The sequence below is a fragment of the Thalassobacillus devorans MSP14 genome, assembly GCF_000496835.1.
Lineage (GTDB): Bacteria > Bacillota > Bacilli > Bacillales > Halobacillaceae > Thalassobacillus > Thalassobacillus devorans_B.
Map to the genome: position 1 here is coordinate 1145350 of NZ_KI543237.1, position 21526 is coordinate 1166875.

The following is a 21526-nucleotide window of genomic DNA, read 5'->3' on the forward strand; positions in this document are numbered from 1 at the left end:
ATTTCATTTCCTATACAATCTGAATTTGTCAATAATCCACAGACATTGTTAATATATTATTCGACGTTTTTTGACTATCCACAGCAAATATTGACAGGCTAATCACAAAATATAGTGTTGTGGATATTTTTCATCTACAACCTGTGGTGATTGTGGATAAACATCGGAAAACCGTTGCAACACAAGGATTTATTTGATATCATATTTGTGTTTTAACTTTGGGAAAATGTTTAGCAGAAATTATCTTCTCCACAGACTGTGGATAAACTGTGGATAGTCGTACACAGGGTTGTTTTTAAAGTTATGCACAGCTTTGTGGACAATGAAAATAAATAGTCGAAACCTGTAGAATGAGCGATTTTTCTGTCCACACCAATTGAATATAGCTTTTCCTGATTGGAATTGTACAAACGTTATACATTGCAACCTTTCGAGCTTTTTTCGTGTGTTCGAGAAAGAGAACGGGAGGTTTTTTGTTTCATGTGTTACTGGATGAAAGGGGTGAGACGATTTGGAAAATATTCATGAACTCTGGGATAGTACATTAGAGAAGATGAAAGAAAAAATAAGCAAGCCTAGCTTCGAAACATGGTTGAAAGCAACAAAAGCAGACTCCTTACAGGATAATACCCTTACGATAGTTGCTCCCAATGAATTTGCAAGGGATTGGCTTGAAAATCAATATTCCAAATTGATCAGTGAAACAGTTTACGAAGTGACAGGAGCAGAATTAAATACAAGATTCATCATTCCGGAAAACAAAGAACAGTCCTTGGAAGATGTGAAGCTCGCAGCGAAAAAAGTTCCTGATGTAAAACAAAATGATGGAGAAGAATCTCCCCAAAGCATGCTCAATTCCAAATATACATTCGATACCTTTGTTATCGGATCCGGGAATCGGTTTGCGCACGCCGCTTCACTCGCGGTTGCAGAAGCACCTGCCAAAGCCTACAACCCATTATTCATCTATGGTGGTGTTGGACTGGGAAAAACCCACTTGATGCATGCGATCGGCCATTATGTACTGGACCATAATCCGAGTGCAAAAGTAGTCTATTTATCTTCTGAAAAATTCACCAATGAATTCATCAACTCTATTCGTGACAATAAAGCCGTCAACTTTCGTAATAAATATAGAAGTGTCGACGTCTTATTGATAGACGATATTCAATTTCTGGCTGGAAAAGAACAGACCCAGGAGGAATTTTTCCATACGTTTAACACACTGCACGAAGAAAGTAAGCAGATTGTTATCAGCAGCGACCGTCCTCCTAAAGAAATCCCGACACTGGAAGATCGGTTGCGTTCCCGGTTTGAATGGGGGCTGATTACAGACATCACCCCTCCTGACCTGGAAACACGGATTGCCATTCTTCGTAAAAAAGCAAAGGCTGAAGGACTGGATATTCCTAATGAAGTGATGCTTTACATCGCCAATCAGATTGATACCAATATTCGCGAACTTGAAGGTGCTCTTATACGTGTTGTTGCTTATTCTTCTTTAATCAATCGCGATATCAATGCCTCATTGGCTGCAGAAGCATTAAAGGATATTATTCCAAGCTCCCAGCCAAAAGTGATAACGATCGAGGCTATTCAGGAAATGGTCGGTGAAAAATATAATGTCCGCTTAGAGGATTTTTCTGCGAAAAAAAGGACGAAACAAGTAGCTTTTCCGCGTCAGATTGCTATGTTCCTATCTCGTGAACTGACAGACTTCTCATTACCCAAAATCGGAGAGGAATTTGGAGGAAGGGACCATACGACTGTGATTCATGCACACGAAAAAATATCAAAGATGCTTGCAGTTGATCAGAACTTACAACGTGAACTCGATGAATTGAGAGAACGGTTGAAATCACACTGACGTTAATATGTGTATAACTCATTCACGTTCATCAACAGTCTATCCACATGTGGGTAAACTTTAAATCTTTGAGTTTTCCGTAGTTATCCACATATTCACAGCGCCTATTACTACTGTTACTATTTTTATTAATAAATAATATATATAATGACTCATTTAGGAGGAGCTTTAATGAAATTCATAATCCAACGCGAACAATTGATGGAAAGCGTGCAAAATGTCATGAAGGCCATTTCTTCCCGTACCACTATTCCTATTCTTACCGGGATGAAACTTGAAGCAAGTGAACAAGGTGTCAAATTGACTGGCAGTGACTCTGATATTTCCATCGAATCGTTTATTCCTGCTGAAGAAGATGGCATTGTCTATGTAGAACAAATCGAACCAGGCAGTATTGTACTGCAGGCAAAATACTTCCCGGATATTGTCCGGAAGCTCCCACAAAATACAGTGGAAATTGAAACCGATGACCATCGCAACGTCACGATCCGATCCGGAAGTGCTGAATTTCATTTAAACGGACAAGATGCAGAAGAATATCCACAGCTTCCTCAGTTACATACCGAGGATAGCTTTGAACTGCCGATTGACTTATTGAAAAACCTGATACGCCAAACTGTTTTTGCCGTATCAACTTCTGAAACGCGTCCAATCCTGACAGGGGTTAATGTGAAAATTGAAAATGGAGAATTGCAATTTACGGCTACAGACAGTCACCGCCTGGCTTCCCGTAAACTCCCGCTGGAGAATCAGGAAACTCAAATATCCTTTAACAATGTAGTCATTCCAGGAAAAAGTTTGACAGAGTTAAATAAGATTCTTGCAGATTCAGATCAAATGATTGAAATAAGCGTAACTGATAACCAAATATTATTCCGTACGAAACACCTCTATTTCTTATCCCGTTTACTGGATGGGAATTATCCGGAAACTTCAAGGCTTATCCCGGATGAAAGTAAAACCGTAGTGACTATGGATGCCAAAGAACTGCTGCAATCCATCGATCGTGCTTCTTTGCTGGCCAGAGAGAACCGGAATAATGTCGTCCGGCTGATTACAAAAGGCGGAAACCAAATCGAAATCAACGGTAATTCTCCAGAAGTAGGAGATGTCGTAGAAGAAGTGAACGCCGAAGCCATTGAAGGGGAAGAGTTAAAAATATCATTCAGTGCTAAATACATGATGGATGCTTTGAAAGCTGTAGGAAGTGATCAGGTCAAAGTTGAATTTACCGGTGCCATGCGCCCGTTCCTGATTCGTGCCATCGACAACGACCAGGTACTGCAGTTGATCCTGCCAGTACGAACTTACTAATAATAACGAGCCGACGTCCCATCAACGTCCGGCTCTTCTTTTTTGATAATTAGTAGTTCTTTTACCCTGAAATGATAATAAGTCCCTTACGTTTTTACTTAGTATGGGTCATCCTTTTCTTTACTGCTTTTTTTTAGTAAAATAGAAAGATAGGCAAACTACTTGATTAGGGTGAAAAATATGGACGATAAAATAAAAATCTCCACGGAATATATTCAGCTCGGTCAGTTTCTGAAATTGGCAAATATTGTTGAATCTGGCGGTATGGTCAAGATTTTCTTAGCTGAGTACGAAGTATATGTCAATGACACACTGGAAGACCGCAGGGGAAGGAAATTATATCCAGGAGATGTTGTCGCAATTCCGGGCATGGGCAGCTTCGAAGTTGTAAAAGAAAGTTGAGCCGGGTCGTGAAAGGAAATTCAGATGTATATTAAAGATATTAAGCTGCGATATTTCCGTAACTATGATCAGATCCAATTACAGTTTGATGACAAAATCAACGTAATTATCGGTGAAAATGCCCAGGGCAAAACAAATCTTATGGAAGCCATTTATCTGTTAGCATTTACCAAGTCCCATCGTACGCCAAGAGATAAGGAACTTATCCAATGGGACGAAGAGTATGCTAAAATAGAAGGTAGTATATATAAACGCAGCCGCCGATTTCCATTAGAAATCATCCTGTCAAAAAAAGGGAAAAAAGCAAAGCTGAATCATTTAGAACAAAAACGCCTCAGTGACTATATCGGGGCGTTGAATGTTGTTATGTTTGCACCTGAGGATTTAAACCTGGTCAAAGGGAGCCCTCAGGTGCGTCGTAGGTTTATTGACATGGAAATCGGACAGATACAGCCTGCTTATATTTATCATTTGGGACAATACCAAAAGGTCTTAAAACAACGCAATCATTTATTGAAAGACCTGCAGCGCCATCGCCAGACAGATAAAACGATGCTGTATGTGCTGACGGATCAGTTGATTGAGCACGCCAGTACCATCATTGAAAGGCGCTTTAAGTTTTTGAAGCTGTTACGCAGCTGGGCGGGCCCGATCCATGAGAGCATCAGCAGACAGCTGGAACAACTGGAAGTACATTATGATGCCAGTGTAGAAGTATCAGAAGCTATGAATTTGGAGACAATTAGTACTAGATATCAAGAAAAGTTCTCGAAAATAGAAGATAAAGAAGTCGAACGTGGCACAACCCTGGCAGGACCGCATCGGGACGATCTCATTTTCTATGTCAACGGAAAGGACGTCCAGACGTATGGATCACAGGGGCAGCAGCGCACGACGGCTCTTTCTTTGAAACTGGCAGAAATCGAGCTGATTCATAGTGAAGTTGGGGAATACCCCATATTACTTCTTGATGACGTGCTTAGTGAGCTGGACGATTTCAGACAGTCGCACTTACTTCACACGATACAATGTAAGGTGCAAACCTTCGTATCGACCACTAATATTGATGGGATCGAGCATGAAGCATTGAAAGAGGCGGAAATTTTCCGTGTTGCAGACGGAACGATTGAAATTGAGAAATGAGGTGGAACGTTGTTCATTCATATCGGTGACGATCAAGTAATCCGTTCGAAAGATGTGGTAGCGATCATTGATCACACCTTGATTTCTTCCTCATCCATCATTGAGGAAATGATTTACAACCAGCGCAAAGAAAAAAATGTAGTCGAAACGCAGACACAGGAAGCCAAGGCGATTGTCATTACCGATGACCAGATTTACTTCAGCCCCTTATCTGTGATGACTTTGAAAAAACGTGCCAATATGATGGCCACTTTAAATAAATTGGAAGACTTCTCTGAGATCGTGGACGAAGAAGTATGATGGCTAAAGATCGATCGCGCAGAGTTTTAAGGATATATTTTCCAGGGTGGGATTGAAAACTTCTGGAGGGAATGTAGGTGAAAACCGTGAGTGAAGAAGCAATGAAGAATCGTGAATCTTATGATGAAAATCAGATACAGGTTTTGGAAGGTCTGGAAGCGGTCCGTAAACGCCCCGGTATGTACATCGGTTCGACCAATGAGAAAGGACTGCATCATTTAGTTTGGGAAATTGTCGATAACAGTATCGATGAAGCAATGGCTGGATATTGCGATAAAATCCAGGTCATCATCGAAGAAGATAACAGTATTACAGTGACGGATAATGGCCGTGGGATTCCTGTAGGGATGCATGAAAAAGCCGGTCGTCCAGCGGTTGAAGTCATTATGACCGTGCTCCATGCTGGAGGTAAATTCGGTGGCGGCGGCTATAAAGTATCCGGCGGATTGCACGGGGTAGGTGCTTCTGTCGTGAATGCCTTGTCCTCGTATTTGGAAGTATTTGTCCATCGGGATGGCAAAATCCATTATCAAAAATTCGAACGCGGCATTCCTGCAGACGACCTGGAAGTGATCGGTGATACCGATATTACAGGTACACGTATCCATTTCCAGCCGGATATCGAGATTTTCAGCGAAACACAAGAGTATAACTATGATACGCTTGCCCACCGGTTACGTGAGTTGGCTTATTTGAATAAAGGGTTGACGATTTCTATTGAAGACAAGCGTGTGGAAGAACCTGAAGAGAAGGAATTCTTTTATGAGGGCGGGATCGTTTCGTATGTCGAGCATATGAACCGTACCCGTGAAGTCATTCATGAGCCCTTCTATGCTGAAGCGGAACAGGATGAAATCACCGTTGAAATAGCGATCCAATACAATGATGGCTTTGCCAGCAACATTTATTCCTTTACGAACAATATCCATACCTATGAAGGCGGGACGCATGAGTCCGGATTCAAGACTGGATTGACGCGTGTCATCAACGATTACGCGCGCAAAAATAACATGTTCAAAGAGAATGACCCTAACCTGACCGGGGATGATGTACGTGAGGGTCTGACAGCAATCATCTCTATCAAGCATCCGGATCCGCAATTCGAAGGACAGACGAAAACCAAGCTTGGGAATAGTGAAGCCCGTACTGTCACCGATCACTTATTCTCGGAAACGTTCTCGAAGTTTCTTTATGAAAATCCTTCTATGGCGAAAGTAATTGTTGAAAAAGGTCTGATGGCTTCGCGTGCACGGATGGCAGCGAAGAAAGCCCGTGAATTGACACGTCGGAAAAATGCCTTGGAAGTATCCAACCTTCCTGGTAAGTTAGCCGACTGTTCTTCCCGTGATCCTAACATCAGCGAATTATATATCGTTGAGGGTGACTCGGCCGGCGGGTCAGCCAAACAAGGACGAGACCGGCACTTTCAAGCAATTTTGCCACTTCGCGGTAAGATCATTAATGTCGAAAAGGCACGGCTTGATAAGATTTTGTCCAACAATGAAATACGGACCATTATCACAGCACTCGGGACAGGTATCGGGGAAGAGTTCGACCTTTCCAAAGCCCGTTACCATAAAGTCGTCATCATGACTGATGCCGATGTCGACGGTGCTCACATCCGTACATTATTGTTGACGTTCTTCTATCGTTATATGCGTCCATTGATTGATAGCGGCTATGTTTACATCGCTCAGCCGCCTTTATATAAAGTCACCCAGGGAAAAGCCGTACACTATACCTATTCGTATAAGCAGCTTGAAGCTTTGCTCGCAGAGCTTCCTAATTCACCAAAGCCCGGTTATCAGCGGTATAAGGGTCTTGGGGAAATGAACCCGGAGCAGCTATGGGAAACGACGATGGACCCTGAAACACGGACCTTGAAGCAGGTGAACATGGAAGACGCTATCGAAGCGGACGAAACGTTCGATATACTGATGGGTGATAAAGTTGAGCCCCGTCGTAACTTCATTCAGGATAATGCACAATATGTGAAAAACCTCGATGTTTGATCGGGGATAATTGAACAGACCTATTTTAGATAAAACATTCACAAGGAACATTCCTTGTCAGATCACAATCAAGTAATGGAATCTGATAGATTGTAATGCACGAAGGCTGTAGTTTCCATGCTGCAGTCTTCCTTCCTCATATGTGATAGGAGGTAATTTCATGGTGGATCAACCAAATCGTCCACGTGTCCAAGAAGTTAATATCAGCCAGGAGATGCGGACCTCGTTTCTAGACTATGCCATGAGTGTCATCGTAGCCAGGGCATTACCTGATGTCCGGGATGGACTGAAACCAGTCCATCGCAGAATATTATATGCGATGAATGACCTCGGCATGCACTCCGATAAAGCATATAAGAAATCAGCCCGTATCGTAGGTGAGGTCATCGGTAAGTATCATCCCCATGGTGATTCAGCTGTTTATGACACGATGGTACGGATGGCTCAGGATTTCAACTATCGTTATATGCTTGTCGACGGGCATGGGAACTTCGGGTCTGTCGATGGAGATGCGGCAGCTGCGATGCGTTATACAGAAGCACGAATGTCGAAAATTTCTATGGAAATACTACGTGACATCAATAAAGATACAATCGATTATACCGATAACTATGATGGGGCAGAAAAAGAGCCGGTTGTTCTCCCTGCCCGTTTTCCGAACCTGCTGGTAAACGGTACCTCAGGGATTGCGGTCGGTATGGCGACTAATGTGCCGCCACATCAGCTTGGGGAAGTCATTGATGGTGTCCTTGCCGTAAGTAAGGATCCCGATATTACCATCCAGGAACTGATGGAAAACCATATTTATGGTCCGGATTTCCCGACAGGGGGCCAAATCCTCGGCCTTAGTGGTATTCGTAAAGCCTATGAAACTGGTAAAGGATCGATTACGATCCGGGCCAATGTGGAAATCGAGGAGCAGGCAAACGGAAAATTCCGTTTGATTGTGACCGAACTTCCATATCAAGTGAACAAAGCCCGTCTCGTAGAAAAAATTGCGGAGCTTGCCAGAGACAAGAAAATTGAAGGAATCACCGACCTTCGTGACGAATCCGATCGAAATGGCATGCGGGTCGTCATTGAACTTCGAAAAGATGTCAACCCGAACGTAATGCTTAATAATCTCTATAAACAAACGGCTTTGCAGACTTCTTTCGGTATCAATATGCTGGCCTTAGTTGATGGTCATCCAAAAGTATTGAACTTGAAACAAGTACTTGAGCATTACCTGGAGCATCAGAAAGTAGTCATCAGACGGCGTACAGCCTACGAGCTCAGAAAAGCAGAAGCACGTGCTCATATCTTAGAAGGTTTGCGGGTAGCACTTGACCATCTTGATGAGGTCATCACACTTATCCGGGAATCTAAGACTACAGAGATTGCCCGGGAAGGATTGATGACACGTTTTGAGTTATCTGAAAAGCAGGCCCAGGCCATCCTCGATATGCGTCTGCAACGCTTGACTGGTTTAGAACGTGAAAAAATAGAAGATGAATACCAGGACCTTGTGAAATTGATCGCTGAACTTCGCGCCATCCTGGCAGATGAAGAAAAGGTATTGGAAATCATTCGGGAAGAATTGAACGAAGTCAAAGAACGTTTCAATGATTCACGCCGGACAGAAATCGTTATTGGAGGAACAGATTTCATTGAAGATGAAGACCTGATTCCGGAAGAAACGATCATCGTGACATTGACTCACCAGGGCTATATCAAACGCCTTCCGGCTTCAACTTATCGCGCCCAGCGCCGGGGCGGACGAGGCGTACAGGGTATGGGGACACACGAAGATGACTTTGTCGAACATCTCCTGTCCACATCCACTCATAACACCTTGCTGTTCTTCTCGAACAAAGGGAAGGTTTATAAAGCGAAGGGTTATGAAGTACCTGAATTCGGTCGCACTGCCAAAGGGATACCGATCATCAACATGCTGGAAATCGAGCGGGATGAATGGATCAATGCGGTCATTGCTGTTGAGGAATTTGTCGATGACTGGTATTTCTTCTTTACGACACGTAAAGGAATTTCCAAGCGGACGTCCATTTCCCAATTTGCCAATATCCGTAAAGGCGGTTTAATCGCACTTAACCTGCGTGAGGAAGACGAACTGATTTCCGTCCGACTCACTAACGGGGAAAAAGATATCATGATTGGTACGCGTCATGGTATGCTTATCCGTTTTGAAGAAGGTCAGGTACGGACCATGGGTCGTACAGCTGCTGGTGTAAAAGGCATTTCCCTACGGGAAGGAGATGAAGTCGTATCAATGGAAATCATTGATAATGACCTCCAGGTCCTTACTGTCACCGACAAAGGCTTCGGTAAACGGACGCCTGCCGCTGACTACCGAATTACGAACCGTGGCGGTAAAGGAATTTTGACGTGTAATCTCACAGAGCGTAACGGGGAAGTAGTGGCAGTGAAAGCTGTAACAGGTGAAGAGGATGTCATGATTATCACGGCTGCCGGGGTGTTGATCCGGATGCCAATTGAAAGTATTTCTGAAACAGGACGTAATACCCAAGGTGTTCGTCTGATCCGCTTGCAGGAAAATGAGTCTGTGGCTACGGTAGCAGTGCTTGAGCCGGAAGAAGAGGAAGAGCTTCCGGAAGAAGCAGAAGAAGCGGTAGAAGAAGTCATGAACGAAGAACAAATTTCTGAAGAAGTTTCATCCAACGAAGAAGAATAACAACGGAAATAAGAACTGTTACGTAAAGTCGTCCTGATGTAGAAAGGGCGGCTTTACGTTTATTAACAGCGATGGAAGTGAGGTAGGAGTGTATGAGGATTCATCCATCCCAAGTCATCCCGGGCTGTATCATCATGAAAGATATCATAGGGAAAACTAACCGTCCGTTGATTACTAAAAATACCGTTGTCAAAGATATACATAAGCAAGTATTGCATCGATTCCTTGTTCAGCAGGTGGAAGTCGCTCCGAAACTTTCTTCTGGTGATCCTTTTTTGCCAGGAGCAGTGGAGGAACCTGCAATGGAGTGTCCGGTTGAAAAGAAGATAGCTGAACCCAGGACATTCCTGGATCAATACCTGCAAGCAGTTAAACAATATAAAAAGTGGTTCGCTCAATGGCAGGCAGGTGGTGTTATCCATATAGGAGCTATACGCCAGGTTGTAGTACCATTACTTGAACAAATCAAAAAGTACAGAAAAAATATTTTTATGCTGCATCATTTTTCTACCAAAGACGACTATCTTTATCATCATGCTGTTTCTACCGGCTTAATTGCAGCTTTCTTAGGAGAAGAAATGGGAATGAATCGCGGGGATTGGATTCAATTAGGGTTAGCCGGTTTGTTAAGTGATGCAGGCATGGCAAAAATGAATGAACAAATTATTTTGAAAGAAACTTCCTTAACAGGGAAAGAATATCAGGAAGTAAAAAAACATCCCACTTATTCTTACAGAATGGTGGAAAATATTCCGGTACTGAATAAAGCAGCGAAACTCGGCATTTTACAACACCATGAACGCCTTGATGGCAGCGGCTACCCCCTTGCCACCAATAAAAAGAAGATTCATATGTTTGCAAGGGTGATTGCAGTCAGTGATATGTACCATGCAATGACCTCAGAACGGTTATACCGGAGTAAGCAATCTCCCTTCCTTGTACTTGAATTGATGATGAAAGAGCAATTCGGACGTTTCGATTATACTGTCGTCCAGACATTTATCAAAAGTATGACCAATTATACGACTGGCACAAAAGTGAAGCTATCCAATGACCGTAGTGGAGAAATTGTTTTTGTGGAGCCTGCGAATCCGACTAGACCTATGGTACGTATCGCTGATGGTGCTGATATTATAAACCTCAAGCATTTTCATAACATATATATCAGTGAAATATACGATTGAGCTTTACCCGGACACCTATGTTTGTCCGGATTTTTTTTGATCAAGCAGCCAGTGCTGGACCATTCTTTCCGACTCTTCACTGGTGAGCGCGATAAAATGAGTAAGAAAAGCATAATCAGATGTATCGCGAATATGGTGTAAATCCATCCACCACTCCACCTCGTAACGACAAATCATACTGAGATTATAGAGCAGGATGTAATGAATCATCATTTCTGGCAGATGATCCAGCGTATCTCTCGCATAGGAAGTATAAAAGGATTTTTGTGTACTTGAATAATAGAATGGGTGAGATAAATAAGGAGTGAAGGGTTGCTCCATTTCAATATGCAGCCTATCTTTTTTCTGTTTCCATGAGGTAACTGGAAATTTGGAAAAACGCTGCTTCAACTTACGCTCTGTCAGTTGATGATCAAAAAGCTGATTTAAAGGAAGCGTGATTTTCGTATCCCCCAAACCAGCAACTTTACACAATGGCTGTTTATCGTTCCATTGGTAGATTTCCTGCATATCCGGCAGCAACTGCAAAAGCTTTTCCATGCTTGCTTTGTCGCTTTGGAATGGGGAACAGTTAAAAAGGCGTTCACAAGCATAAGAAAACAACCCTTGTGGTTGAATTTTCACTTCATCCTGGATAAATGAGTAATTCTGTTTTTTTCGTTTTCTGGTCGTTAAACCATGAGCCAATACTTTGGAGGTAGAAGGATAATCCGGGTCTTTGACTAGAAGGCAGGCCTTTAATAAATGCCCGAGCCCATAAAATAAAAGCATAGGCTGGACAGTCAAAGGTGATGTTCTCCCCGTAGCTAAAAAATTCCTTCCATGTTCAAGGAAATAGCAGAAACGTTCACTGTTACCATAAGCCTTTGTTTTTGCATCGGTGACGCCCTGTTTCTCGTAACAATCCGTAAGATAATTACGTGTGTTAGGAACAGCTTGCAAATATGTCAAAAAAGACTGATTATTCTGTATCAAATCCCTTGCCTCCTCTCTTGTCAGACTGGATGAAGCATCCATCAATTTACTGTTGAAAAAGCTAACATGTTGGCGTATTGTAATTAACAATAAGTAATTACCAACCACCACTACCACTAGCTTAACCCATTTTCACCCAAACTATTTTTACGGAAAAAAAGGAGAGGATCGAGTATGCGTGAGGATAAGTTTGCCAAGGAAGGTTTGACGTTTGATGATGTCTTGTTACTACCGGCAAAATCAGAGGTTTTGCCAAGGGATGTATCAGTAGCAACGGAATTGTCACCGACATTGAAATTGAAAGTCCCTGTCCTGAGCGCCGGAATGGATACGGTTACGGAGGCCAAAATGGCGATTGCGATGGCCCGTCACGGAGGACTGGGTGTCGTCCACAAAAATATGTCGATTGAAGCACAGGCCGAGCGAGTCGATCGTGTAAAACGTTCCGAAAGTGGCGTCATTACCGACCCATTTTATCTGACACCTGAACACCAGGTATTCGATGCCGAACACCTGATGGGAAAATACCGTATTTCCGGCGTCCCGATAGTAGACAGTGAAGAGAGCCAGCGTTTAGTCGGAATCATTACTAATCGCGACCTTCGCTTCATTGATGACTACTCGATTGCTATTTCAGAAGTGATGACTCGTGAGGATTTAGTGACAGCGCCGGTAGGAACAACTTTGGAAGAAGCTGGACGGATTTTGCAACAGTATAAGATTGAAAAGCTTCCGCTTGTTGATGACGATAACGTGCTTAAAGGTTTGATTACCATCAAAGATATTGAAAAAGTAATCGAATTCCCTCATGCAGCCAAGGACGACCAGGGGAGGCTGCTCGTAGCAGCTGCTGTCGGTGTGACAGCCGATGCGATTACCAGAGTGGACAAACTGGTCGAAGCAGGGGTCGATGCCCTGGTGGTTGATACGGCTCATGGTCATTCACGTGGTGTGTTGGAGCAGGTAGAGCGAATCAGGTCGAAACATCCGGATGTCAATATTATTGCAGGAAACGTTGCTACTGCAGATGCAACCCGGGAGTTGATTGAAGCAGGAGCGAATGTCATCAAAGTTGGTATTGGTCCTGGTTCTATTTGTACTACTCGTGTTGTAGCGGGAGTAGGTGTTCCGCAAATCACAGCGGTATATGATTGTGCCGAAGAAGCGCACAAGCATAACGTTCCGGTTATTGCGGATGGTGGAATCAAGTATTCGGGAGATATCGTAAAGGCATTAGCGGCAGGGGCGCATGCCGTTATGATCGGCAGCATGTTCGCCGGTGTTTCTGAAAGTCCCGGTGAAACGGAGATTTTCCAGGGACGACAATTCAAAGTATACCGGGGAATGGGCAGTGTCGGTGCAATGGAAGCCGGTTCCAAAGACCGCTATTTCCAGGATTCCGAAGAGAAGAAGAAGCTTGTGCCAGAAGGTATCGAAGGTCGTGTACCATATAAAGGACCTTTGGCGGACACGCTGCATCAGCTGGTCGGAGGACTTCGTTCCGGAATGGGGTATTGCGGAACTGCTGATCTGACGGCTCTTCGTGAGGAAGGCAGGTTTATCCGTATCACTGGAGCAGGATTACGGGAAAGTCATCCTCATGACGTACAGATTACAAAAGAATCTCCTAACTACTCTATTTGACCTAGATATTTTTTCGTAGACAGGGACTTTTCCCTGTCTATTTTTTTGATTACTCCTGTGATAAAATAACAAAGATGCATAATTTATACCGTGGAGGTCGAGTAAGTTGAAACAAAAGTTTAAAACATCATGGCTGGTAGTGATGGCTGTAATGATCACCTTAATCGGGTTTGTACAACCTGACACTACATATGCTCAAATCGATATTGAGGCAGAGTCTGCTATTTTAGTAGATGGAAACAGCGGACAGGTCCTGTTTGAAAAACAAGCGGATCTACCTTTACCGCCAGCCAGTATGACAAAAATGATGACAGAATACCTTGTGTTTGAAGCGATAGAAAAAGGCGATATTACGTGGGAGACAACTACCCGTATCAGTGATTATCCATACAGCATTTCTGCTGATCCCACTTTCTCTGGAGTAGGCTTGAAGCAAAATAAAGATTATACCGTCCGTGAACTGTACGAAGCGATGGCCATCAATTCAGATAATGCGACAACAATCGCCCTGGCAGAACTTATTGCCGGTTCGGAAGGCGAATTTGTGAAAATGATGAATAAAAAAGCAGAAGAAATGGGATTGAAAGACTATCAGTTTGTCAACTCCACTGGCCTTCCTAATAGTAGTTTAGGAGATAACTACCCGGAAGGTACGAAGCCGGATGCCAACAATTTACTTTCAGCACGGGATGCTGCTTTATTAGCTTATCATTTAGTCAATGACTATCCAGAAGCGCTGGAAATTTCAAGTATTACAGAAACAGAATTTGATGGACAGCAAATTCATAACTGGAACTGGATGCTGCCTAATATGCCAGGTTATCTTTCTCAATATGGCTATAAAGGCATGGATGGAATGAAAACAGGCTTCACCGACCTTGCGGGTTATTGTTTTACCGGGACCGCAAAAAAGGATGATACCCGATTGATTTCCGTAGTTATGAAAACAGCCAGTAAAGAAGCGAGATTTGAAGAAACACGTCATCTGCTTGATTATGGTTTCCAACAGTTCGAAGAAAAGGAACTATTCCCGGCTGGTCATCAAAAAAAGGCAAAAGCAGAACTTCCGGTAGCTAAAGGAAAAGAAAAGCAGGTAGGAATTGAAACAGGCGAAGCAGTAAAAGCTATGGTCAAAAATGGCGAAAAAGATAAGTATACGTTGAACTACAATATTTCGGAGGACAAATTGAACGATGATGGCAAACTGACTGCTCCTGTCAAAAAGGGAGAGCAGGTCGGTACCGTCGAGCTTGTCTATAGTGGTGAAAACTCTTATGGGAACATTCTTGATGGACAGCAGAGTGATAAAAGTATTCCGTTGGTAGCGGCAGCTGCAGTTGAAAAATCGAACTGGTTCATGCTGACACTTGGAGCTGTCGGAGACTTTTTCGGTGATATTTTCAACAGCGCCGTCGATACTGTCAAAGGCTGGTTCTGATTTAATCCAACTGTATAGGCAATTGTGTCGAGTTGCGTTATAATGATTAAATAGTCAATGAATTAAACTTTTGTTGAAGTTAATTATATATGCTAGAAATGGGAGGAAGATGATTATGTCTAAAATAGGTACTGATTTAGTAAAACGCGGGATGGCTGAAATGCAAAAAGGTGGCGTCATTATGGACGTCGTCAATGCCGAACAAGCAAAAATTGCTGAGGAAGCCGGTGCGGTAGCAGTAATGGCGCTGGAACGTGTGCCATCTGATATCCGTGCAGCAGGCGGGGTTGCTCGTATGGCAGACCCGACGATTACGGAAGAAGTTTTGAATGCTGTGTCTATTCCGGTAATGGCTAAAGCCCGTATCGGCCATATTGTGGAAGCCCGGGTACTGGAGGCCATGGGTGTCGACTATATTGATGAAAGTGAAGTTCTGACTCCAGCAGACGATATTTACCATATCAATAAAAGAGATTTCACCGTACCTTTCGTATGCGGATGCCGCGATCTTGGAGAAGCGACCCGCCGTATCGGAGAAGGTGCTTCAATGCTCCGTACAAAAGGGGAGCCAGGAACAGGTAACGTAGTTGAAGCGGTAAACCATATCCGTAAAGTACAATCTCAAATTCGTCACCTACAATCATTAGCTGAAGATGAAGTGATGGTATTTGCAAAAGAAAATGGTGCTCCGTTCGAAATCCTGATGCAAATCCGTGAAGAAGGACGTCTGCCAGTCGTGAACTTTGCTGCAGGCGGAGTAGCAACGCCTTCTGACGCTGCTTTGATGATGCAGTTAGGAGCAGACGGGGTATTTGTAGGTTCCGGTATCTTCAAATCTGACAACCCCGCAAAATTTGCCCGTGCGATTGTAGAAGCAACTACTCATTATGATGACTATAAATTGATTGGCGAACTCTCTAAAGATCTGGGTACAGCGATGGCTGGTATTGAAATGTCTACATTGACTCCAGCAGATCGTATGGCAGACCGCAGCGAATAAAAAGGAGACATGCAGCATGATTAAAATCGGTGTATTAGGACTTCAGGGAGCGTTCCGTGAACATGTCCGCTCTGTTGAAGCTTCTGGTGCTGAAGGCATCATTGTAAAGCGTGTAGAACAGTTGGACGATTTGGACGGTTTAATTATTCCAGGCGGGGAAAGTACTACAATGCGCCGCCTGATCGATAAATATAATTTTCTTGAGCCATTACGTCAATTCGGAAAACAAGGCAAACCGGTTTTCGGCACGTGCGCCGGAATGATTTTGCTTGCTTCGGAAATCGCGGGTACAGATATTGTCCATCTTGGATTGATGGATATCAAAGTGGAACGTAATGCTTTCGGCCGCCAGCGTGAAAGTTTTGAAACCGATTTGGATATCAAAGGTATAGCGGAAGGGTACAATGCTGTATTCATCCGTGCACCTTACATTCACGAAGTCGGACCAGAAGTAACTGTTCTTGCTACCCATCAGGACAAAGTCGTATTAGCACAGCAAGGTCATTTACTGGCTTGTGCTTTTCATCCGGAATTGACGGATGACCATCGATTGACAGCTCATTTCGTCGGGATGGTCGAAGAATCCAAAAAAACACTTGCATCCTAAGATGAAATTCGCTATTCTTTATAAACAACAAAGCTATTTCCAAAGCGATGACAGGAATTAGTAACAAGAACCTTTTCTTAAGAGAGTCAGTGGCGGGTGTGAACTGATGTAAAGGGCTTGTGAATCCATCCTTGAGCTGATTTGCTGAATGGATCAGTAAGCAAATCCGGTGGTTCGCCGTTATAGAAGATGAGCCGGGAGACATGATTGTCTCCAATCAGGGTGGTATCGCGGGAATACAAGCTCTCGTCCCTATATGTATAGGGATGAGGGCTTTTTTAATGGATAAAACTAATGAAATGAGGAGGAAACTACCATGTTGGACATGAAATACTTACGTAGCAATTTTGAAGAAGTAAAAAGCAAGCTGAAAAATCGCGGAGAAGATTTATCCGACCTTGATAAGTTCGGTGATTTGGATAGCCGCCGTCGCGAGTTGATTGCAGAAACGGAAGAATTAAAAGCAAAGCGTAATGAAGTATCTAAAGAAATCTCTGTGTTGAAGCGGGAAAAGAAAGATGCCGATCATATGATCAAGGAAATGCGTGAGGTTGGAGACCGCGTCAAGGAACTCGACAACGAATTGAAAGAAGTCGAAGAACAGCTGGAAACGATGCTATTGTCCATCCCCAACATTCCACATGAAAGCGTGCCGGTCGGAGAAGATGAAGATGACAATTTAGAAGCACGTAAATGGGGAGATATGCCGGATTTCGACTTCGAAGCCAAGCCGCATTGGGATCTTGCCACCGAGCTTGACATCCTGGATTTCGAACGTGCCTCTAAGACAACAGGAAGCCGGTTCGTATTCTATAAAGGACTTGGTGCACGGCTCGAACGCGCGTTACTCAACTTCATGATGGATCTACATGCTGATGAACATGGCTACCAGGAGATGCTGCCGCCATATATGGTCAACCGTACAGCGATGACAGGAACAGGTCAACTGCCTAAATTCGAAGAAGATGCATTCCGTATCGCAGACTGGGATTACTTCCTCGTACCGACTGCAGAAGTACCGGTAACCAACTACCACCGGGAAGAAATCCTGGATGCAGAAGACCTGCCAAAGAAATATGTCGCATTCAGTGCTTCTTTCCGTTCTGAGGCAGGATCTGCAGGTAGAGATACACGGGGATTGATCCGTCAGCATCAATTCAATAAAGTGGAGCTTGTACAGTTCTGTAAACCGGAAGAGTCTTATGAGGTTTTAGAAGAGCTCACCGCCAATGCAGAAAAAGTGTTGCAGTTATTGAAGCTGCCATACCGTGTCATGAGCATGTGTACAGGTGATCTTGGTTTCACAGCGGCTAAGAAATATGATATCGAAGTGTGGCTGCCGAGCTATAATACCTATCGTGAAATCAGCTCCTGCTCTAACTTTGAAGACTTCCAGGCGCGTCGCGCCGGTATCCGTTTCCGTCGCGAAGCAAAAGGGAAACCGGAATTCGTTCATACTCTGAATGGTTCTGGACTGGCAATCGGACGGACGGTATCTGCCATTTTAGAAAATTACCAGCAGGAAGACGGAACAATTATGGTTCCCGAAGTACTTCGTCCATATATGGGTGGAAAAGAAGTAATCAAATAAATGCACAGGCACGAGCCTGAGGTTCTTTCAGGCTCGTTTTTCATGGTAAAAAGATTGTTTGTTGATAAAGAGGAAAGGTGAAAGTAACTCCCTTTCCGTACACGAACACACTCCTTCTTGCTGGGCCATGAGCTTTTTGTTATTCTTTTCTTCCTGAGGGGGCCGTTTACCCGTCTGTGTGTTCAAAAAAAAGTTATTTTCATCGCTTAATTATCACAAAATTTAATCTTTTGGTTTTTACGTTGACAGTAGGATCAGGGGCATGATATATTTTTATTTGTTGGACAAGACGGAGGAGTACCCAAGTCCGGCTGAAGGGAGCGGTCTTGAAAACCGCCAGGGGGTTTACGCCCCGCGGGGGTTCGAATCCCTCCTCCTCCGCCATTTTCTACAAATAAAGCGCATAAAATTTGGAGATTATATAAAAAGTCGCTGCCCACGGGCAGCGGCTTTTTTCTTTTCCCCAAAAAAAGAAAGCCCATCAAGGGCTTTCTGAATCGTTATTTCGTCAACAAACGGCTGGAGCGCCATTTTCGTGACTGATTGATGAAATGGCCGATCTTTTCTAAGACAGGCTCGATACTGATTTCATCATTGATAACATCATAGTCTGCGATGTTCAACCGCAGGATTGGGCAGGAATTGAAGTTATCGATCCAATTTTCATAACGCTGGAACATTTCTTCCCAGTAAGAAACAGGCGTCTGCTGCTCCATTGGACGCCCGCGGTCCTGGATACGTTCTAAAATATCTTCAAACGATCCTTCCAGATAAATCAAAAGGTCTGGATGAGGAAAATAAGGCGTCATCACCATGGCATCAAAAAGATTGGTATAAGTTTCATAATCTGTTTCAGACATCGTGCCTTTTTCATAATGCATGCGGGCGAAAATACCTGTATCTTCATAAATGGAACGGTCCTGGATGAAGCCGCCGCCATATTCAAAGATTTTCTTCTGCTCTTTGAAACGTTCGGCCAAAAAATATATCTGCAGATGGAAACTCCATCGTTCAAAATCATAGTAGAATTTATCTAAATAAGGATTGGTTTCCACTTTTTCTAAAGAAGTACGGAAATTTAAAGCGTTAGCCAGTGCATTAGTCATCGTCGACTTTCCGACACCGACAGTGCCAGCTATCGTGATGACACTATCATGGGGGATGCCGTGACGTTCTCTTGCGTTCATGTAATAACTTCTCCTTTATATAGGTGATGTTCGACCTGATCGAGAATATAGCGAAGATCATCCTGATGTTTGACAAAGTCCAGTTTGTCACCATCGATGCGAATGACTGGAATCTCTGGATGGGTCATTTCAAAATGATTCATGAATTCTTCATAATCGCGGGACAGCTGTTCCAGGTAGGAAGGCTGAATATTCGCTTCTACCCCACGGTTACGCATACGAATGCGCTCAAGAAGTGTATCAAGGCTTGCATCAAGATAAACCATCATGTTTGGACGTGGCATATCGTTGGTCAGAATATCATAAATCTGTGTGTACTTTTCAAATTTTTTACTTTGCAAAGTACGACGTGCAAATATCATATTCTTGGTAATATGGTAATCAGCCACTACGGGCTTGTTACGCTGTAAGTATTTCTTTTCTATATCTTCAAGCTGCTTGAACCGGTTGCATAGAAAAAACATTTCCGTTTGAAAGCTCCACTCTTCAATATCATCATAAAACTTTCCTAAGAATGGATTCTCCTCTACGATCTCCTGTAATAAATGAAAATCAAAATGAGAGGCAATCTTTTTAGACAGTGATGTTTTTCCGACTCCAATCGGCCCTTCCACAGCAACAAAAGGCAGTTGTCCCATCTCTTCTCCTCCTTACCCAACAATAAGAGACATAATTCGATACGTTCAGACAGACAGCTTATATTTTACCACACAAATGGCAGGGATGGACAGTTATTGACGGAATTAGGAAGCATGAAATCTTTTCAAATGACGAGATCTTTTGTATAATGTTATTTGTGCCTGAAAACATCATGCCCCCGTAGCTCAGGGGATAGAGCATCGGTTTCCTAAACCGTGTGCCGCAGGTTCGAATCCTGCCGGGGGCGTCTCTGCAGAAAAAAGCGCCGCATTCAATTTTGAATGCGGCGCTTTTTGCTCAGTATCAATTTTTCATCGATGTGTGTAAGCGATAAGAATGACTGGTTCATTAGTATAGGCCTTCAATTTTTGTTCCAGGTCCTGGACTTCTCTTAACATTTGATCATTTAGGACTGCAGTATTATATTCTTCCATTCCTCTCAATTGTTCTTCCAGCATCGTTTAACCTCTTTCCTAAGTGAAGTTGCAATTAGGTTATGCAATGGGCTGGAAAGTACTCATCTCGCTATCAGCTGGCACTGAATTTCTCTTGCGACAATTTTTTAGGGGCTCGTTCTTTCTGTTTTCGGTAAATCGTTGCAATGATTGGGCCGGAAATATTATGCCAAACGCTGAAGATTGCACTAGGCACAGCAGCTAACGGACTGAAATGAGCTGCTGCAAGTGTGGCCCCAAGTCCGGAGTTTTGCATACCGACTTCAATAGAGACAGCACGTTGTTTGGCAGGTTCCATTCCTAACATTTTTCCAAGCCCCAGCCCAATCAAATAACCGAGCACATTATGCAGGACTACAATCGCGAATATAAGTGCTCCTGTAGTTGCAATTTGCTGCTGGTTAGCACCGACAACTGCGGTAACAATGGCTACGATGGCAATAACGGAGATCAATGGAAATGCTTTTACTCCGCCTTCAACCTTATTGCCGAGTAAAGCTTTGACAATAATGCCAAGAATAATTGGGATCAAAACAATTTTTACAATGGACATAAATAGAGCCCCGGGCGAAACAGGCAGCCATTTGCTGGCGAACAATAATACCAATAAGGGTGTGAAAATTGGTGCAAGCAGGGTTGAAACAGATGTAATGGCGACCGAGAGTGCCGTATCTCCTTTTGACAAATAGGTCATCACATTCGAAGAAGTCCCCCCGGGGCAGCAACCGACGAGAATGACTCCTGCGGCTACCTGTGGTGAAACCGGTAGAGCTAGAGCAAGGATGAATGCCAAAACCGGCATGATCAAAAACTGTGCTCCTACACCGATGGCAACATCCTTAGGACGCCTGAAGACCTCCTTGAAATCGTTCATGGAAAGCGTCAATCCCATACCAAACATGATGATGCCTAACAATGGCATGATGTATGGGACTATCCAGGTGAAGGCTGGCGGATAAAGAAAAGATAGGATTGCAAATAGTATCACCCAGACAGCGAAGGTACTCCCCATAAAACCACTGACTTTTTCTAAAGCTTTCAATACGCTCACTTCCTTCTGATAAATTAATTTTTGA

18 protein-coding genes, 2 tRNA genes and 1 other annotated feature are annotated in these 21526 nt (G+C 43.4%); of the genes, 15 read left to right on the forward strand and 5 right to left on the reverse strand.

From position 1 onward, the window contains the following. Positions 1-511 precede the first annotated feature (511 nt). From dnaA to P855_RS0115830, 8 genes are all read left to right on the forward strand, one after another. Complete coding sequence (gene dnaA, locus P855_RS0115795) at positions 512-1867, forward strand: chromosomal replication initiator protein DnaA (protein WP_028784481.1); 1356 nt, start codon at positions 512-514, stop codon at positions 1865-1867. 171 nt (positions 1868-2038) lie between these two features. After that, positions 2039-3181, forward strand: a complete 1143-nt coding sequence (gene dnaN / locus P855_RS0115800) for a DNA polymerase III subunit beta (RefSeq protein WP_028784482.1) — start codon at positions 2039-2041, stop codon at positions 3179-3181. Positions 3182-3361: 180 nt separating this feature from the next. Continuing rightward, positions 3362-3583 (forward strand): S4 domain-containing protein YaaA, encoded by a 222-nt coding sequence (gene yaaA / locus P855_RS0115805; RefSeq protein ID WP_028784483.1) that lies wholly within the window; start codon positions 3362-3364, stop codon positions 3581-3583. A 24-nt stretch (positions 3584-3607) separates the two neighbouring features. Continuing rightward, the gene (gene recF, locus P855_RS0115810; RefSeq protein WP_028784484.1) at positions 3608-4726 is read left to right on the forward strand and encodes a DNA replication/repair protein RecF; all 1119 of its coding nucleotides are present in this window, start codon (positions 3608-3610) and stop codon (positions 4724-4726) included. Positions 4727-4735: 9 nt separating this feature from the next. Then, positions 4736-5026, forward strand: coding sequence for an extracellular matrix regulator RemB (remB, locus tag P855_RS0115815; protein ID WP_028784485.1), 291 nt, complete (start codon positions 4736-4738; stop codon positions 5024-5026). Positions 5027-5127: 101 nt separating this feature from the next. Continuing rightward, the gene (gyrB, locus tag P855_RS0115820; RefSeq protein WP_037986344.1) at positions 5128-7038 is read left to right on the forward strand and encodes a DNA topoisomerase (ATP-hydrolyzing) subunit B; all 1911 of its coding nucleotides are present in this window, start codon (positions 5128-5130) and stop codon (positions 7036-7038) included. Positions 7039-7198: 160 nt separating this feature from the next. Next, positions 7199-9730 (forward strand): DNA gyrase subunit A, encoded by a 2532-nt coding sequence (gene gyrA, locus P855_RS0115825; RefSeq protein ID WP_028784487.1) that lies wholly within the window; start codon positions 7199-7201, stop codon positions 9728-9730. A 92-nt stretch (positions 9731-9822) separates the two neighbouring features. Next, positions 9823-10914 carry an HD-GYP domain-containing protein gene (locus tag P855_RS0115830; protein WP_028784488.1) on the forward strand — a complete coding sequence of 364 codons (1092 nt, stop codon included), beginning with the start codon at positions 9823-9825 and terminating at the stop codon, positions 10912-10914. A gap of 15 nt (positions 10915-10929) precedes the next feature. Here P855_RS0115830 and P855_RS0115835 read toward each other — a convergent pair whose 3' ends face one another. After that, positions 10930-11889, reverse strand: a complete 960-nt coding sequence (locus tag P855_RS0115835; RefSeq protein ID WP_028784489.1) for a YaaC family protein — start codon at positions 11887-11889, stop codon at positions 10930-10932. A gap of 174 nt (positions 11890-12063) precedes the next feature. Between P855_RS0115835 and guaB the strand changes: the two genes are divergently transcribed. The 6 genes from guaB to P855_RS0115865 all read left to right on the forward strand — a co-directional run bounded on the left by guaB (position 12064) and on the right by P855_RS0115865 (position 18553). Next, entirely contained in the window at positions 12064-13533 is a 1470-nt protein-coding gene (guaB, locus tag P855_RS0115840) for an IMP dehydrogenase (RefSeq protein WP_028784490.1), read from the forward strand. 106 nt (positions 13534-13639) lie between these two features. After that, positions 13640-14971, forward strand: a complete 1332-nt coding sequence (locus P855_RS0115845; protein WP_028784491.1) for a D-alanyl-D-alanine carboxypeptidase family protein — start codon at positions 13640-13642, stop codon at positions 14969-14971. Positions 14972-15086: 115 nt separating this feature from the next. Then, positions 15087-15971: a pyridoxal 5'-phosphate synthase lyase subunit PdxS gene (gene pdxS / locus P855_RS0115850; protein ID WP_028784492.1), complete on the forward strand. Its 885-nt coding sequence runs from the start codon at positions 15087-15089 to the stop codon at positions 15969-15971. Positions 15972-15987: 16 nt separating this feature from the next. Further along, positions 15988-16578 carry a pyridoxal 5'-phosphate synthase glutaminase subunit PdxT gene (gene pdxT, locus P855_RS0115855; RefSeq protein ID WP_028784493.1) on the forward strand — a complete coding sequence of 197 codons (591 nt, stop codon included), beginning with the start codon at positions 15988-15990 and terminating at the stop codon, positions 16576-16578. Between the two features lie 38 nt (positions 16579-16616). After that, positions 16617-16835: a binding site (T-box leader), on the forward strand. 59 nt (positions 16836-16894) lie between these two features. Beyond that, positions 16895-18169 (forward strand): serine--tRNA ligase, encoded by a 1275-nt coding sequence (gene serS, locus P855_RS0115860; protein ID WP_028784494.1) that lies wholly within the window; start codon positions 16895-16897, stop codon positions 18167-18169. 291 nt (positions 18170-18460) lie between these two features. Continuing rightward, positions 18461-18553 (forward strand) — tRNA-Ser (locus tag P855_RS0115865). A 116-nt stretch (positions 18554-18669) separates the two neighbouring features. Here P855_RS0115865 and P855_RS0115870 read toward each other — a convergent pair. Both P855_RS0115870 and P855_RS0115875 read right to left on the reverse strand, forming a co-directional pair. Then, a complete protein-coding gene (locus P855_RS0115870) occupies positions 18670-19356 on the reverse strand; it encodes a deoxynucleoside kinase (RefSeq protein ID WP_028784495.1) in 687 nt (228 codons plus the stop codon). After that, a complete protein-coding gene (locus tag P855_RS0115875) occupies positions 19353-19994 on the reverse strand; it encodes a deoxynucleoside kinase (RefSeq protein WP_028784496.1) in 642 nt (213 codons plus the stop codon). The genes P855_RS0115870 and P855_RS0115875 overlap by 4 nt, the downstream gene beginning before the upstream one ends. A gap of 175 nt (positions 19995-20169) precedes the next feature. Between P855_RS0115875 and P855_RS0115880 the strand changes: the two genes are divergently transcribed. Beyond that, a tRNA-Arg gene (locus P855_RS0115880) sits at positions 20170-20242 on the forward strand. Positions 20243-20306: 64 nt separating this feature from the next. On the opposite strand, the gene P855_RS22295 is transcribed toward P855_RS0115880, so the two are convergent. Continuing rightward, on the reverse strand, positions 20307-20453 hold the full coding sequence (locus tag P855_RS22295) for a hypothetical protein (RefSeq protein ID WP_161628827.1): 147 nt from the start codon (positions 20451-20453) through the stop codon (positions 20307-20309). Between the two features lie 70 nt (positions 20454-20523). Beyond that, positions 20524-21492 carry a bile acid:sodium symporter family protein gene (locus tag P855_RS0115890; RefSeq protein ID WP_028784497.1) on the reverse strand — a complete coding sequence of 323 codons (969 nt, stop codon included), beginning with the start codon at positions 21490-21492 and terminating at the stop codon, positions 20524-20526. Between the last annotated feature and the right edge of the window lie 34 nt (positions 21493-21526).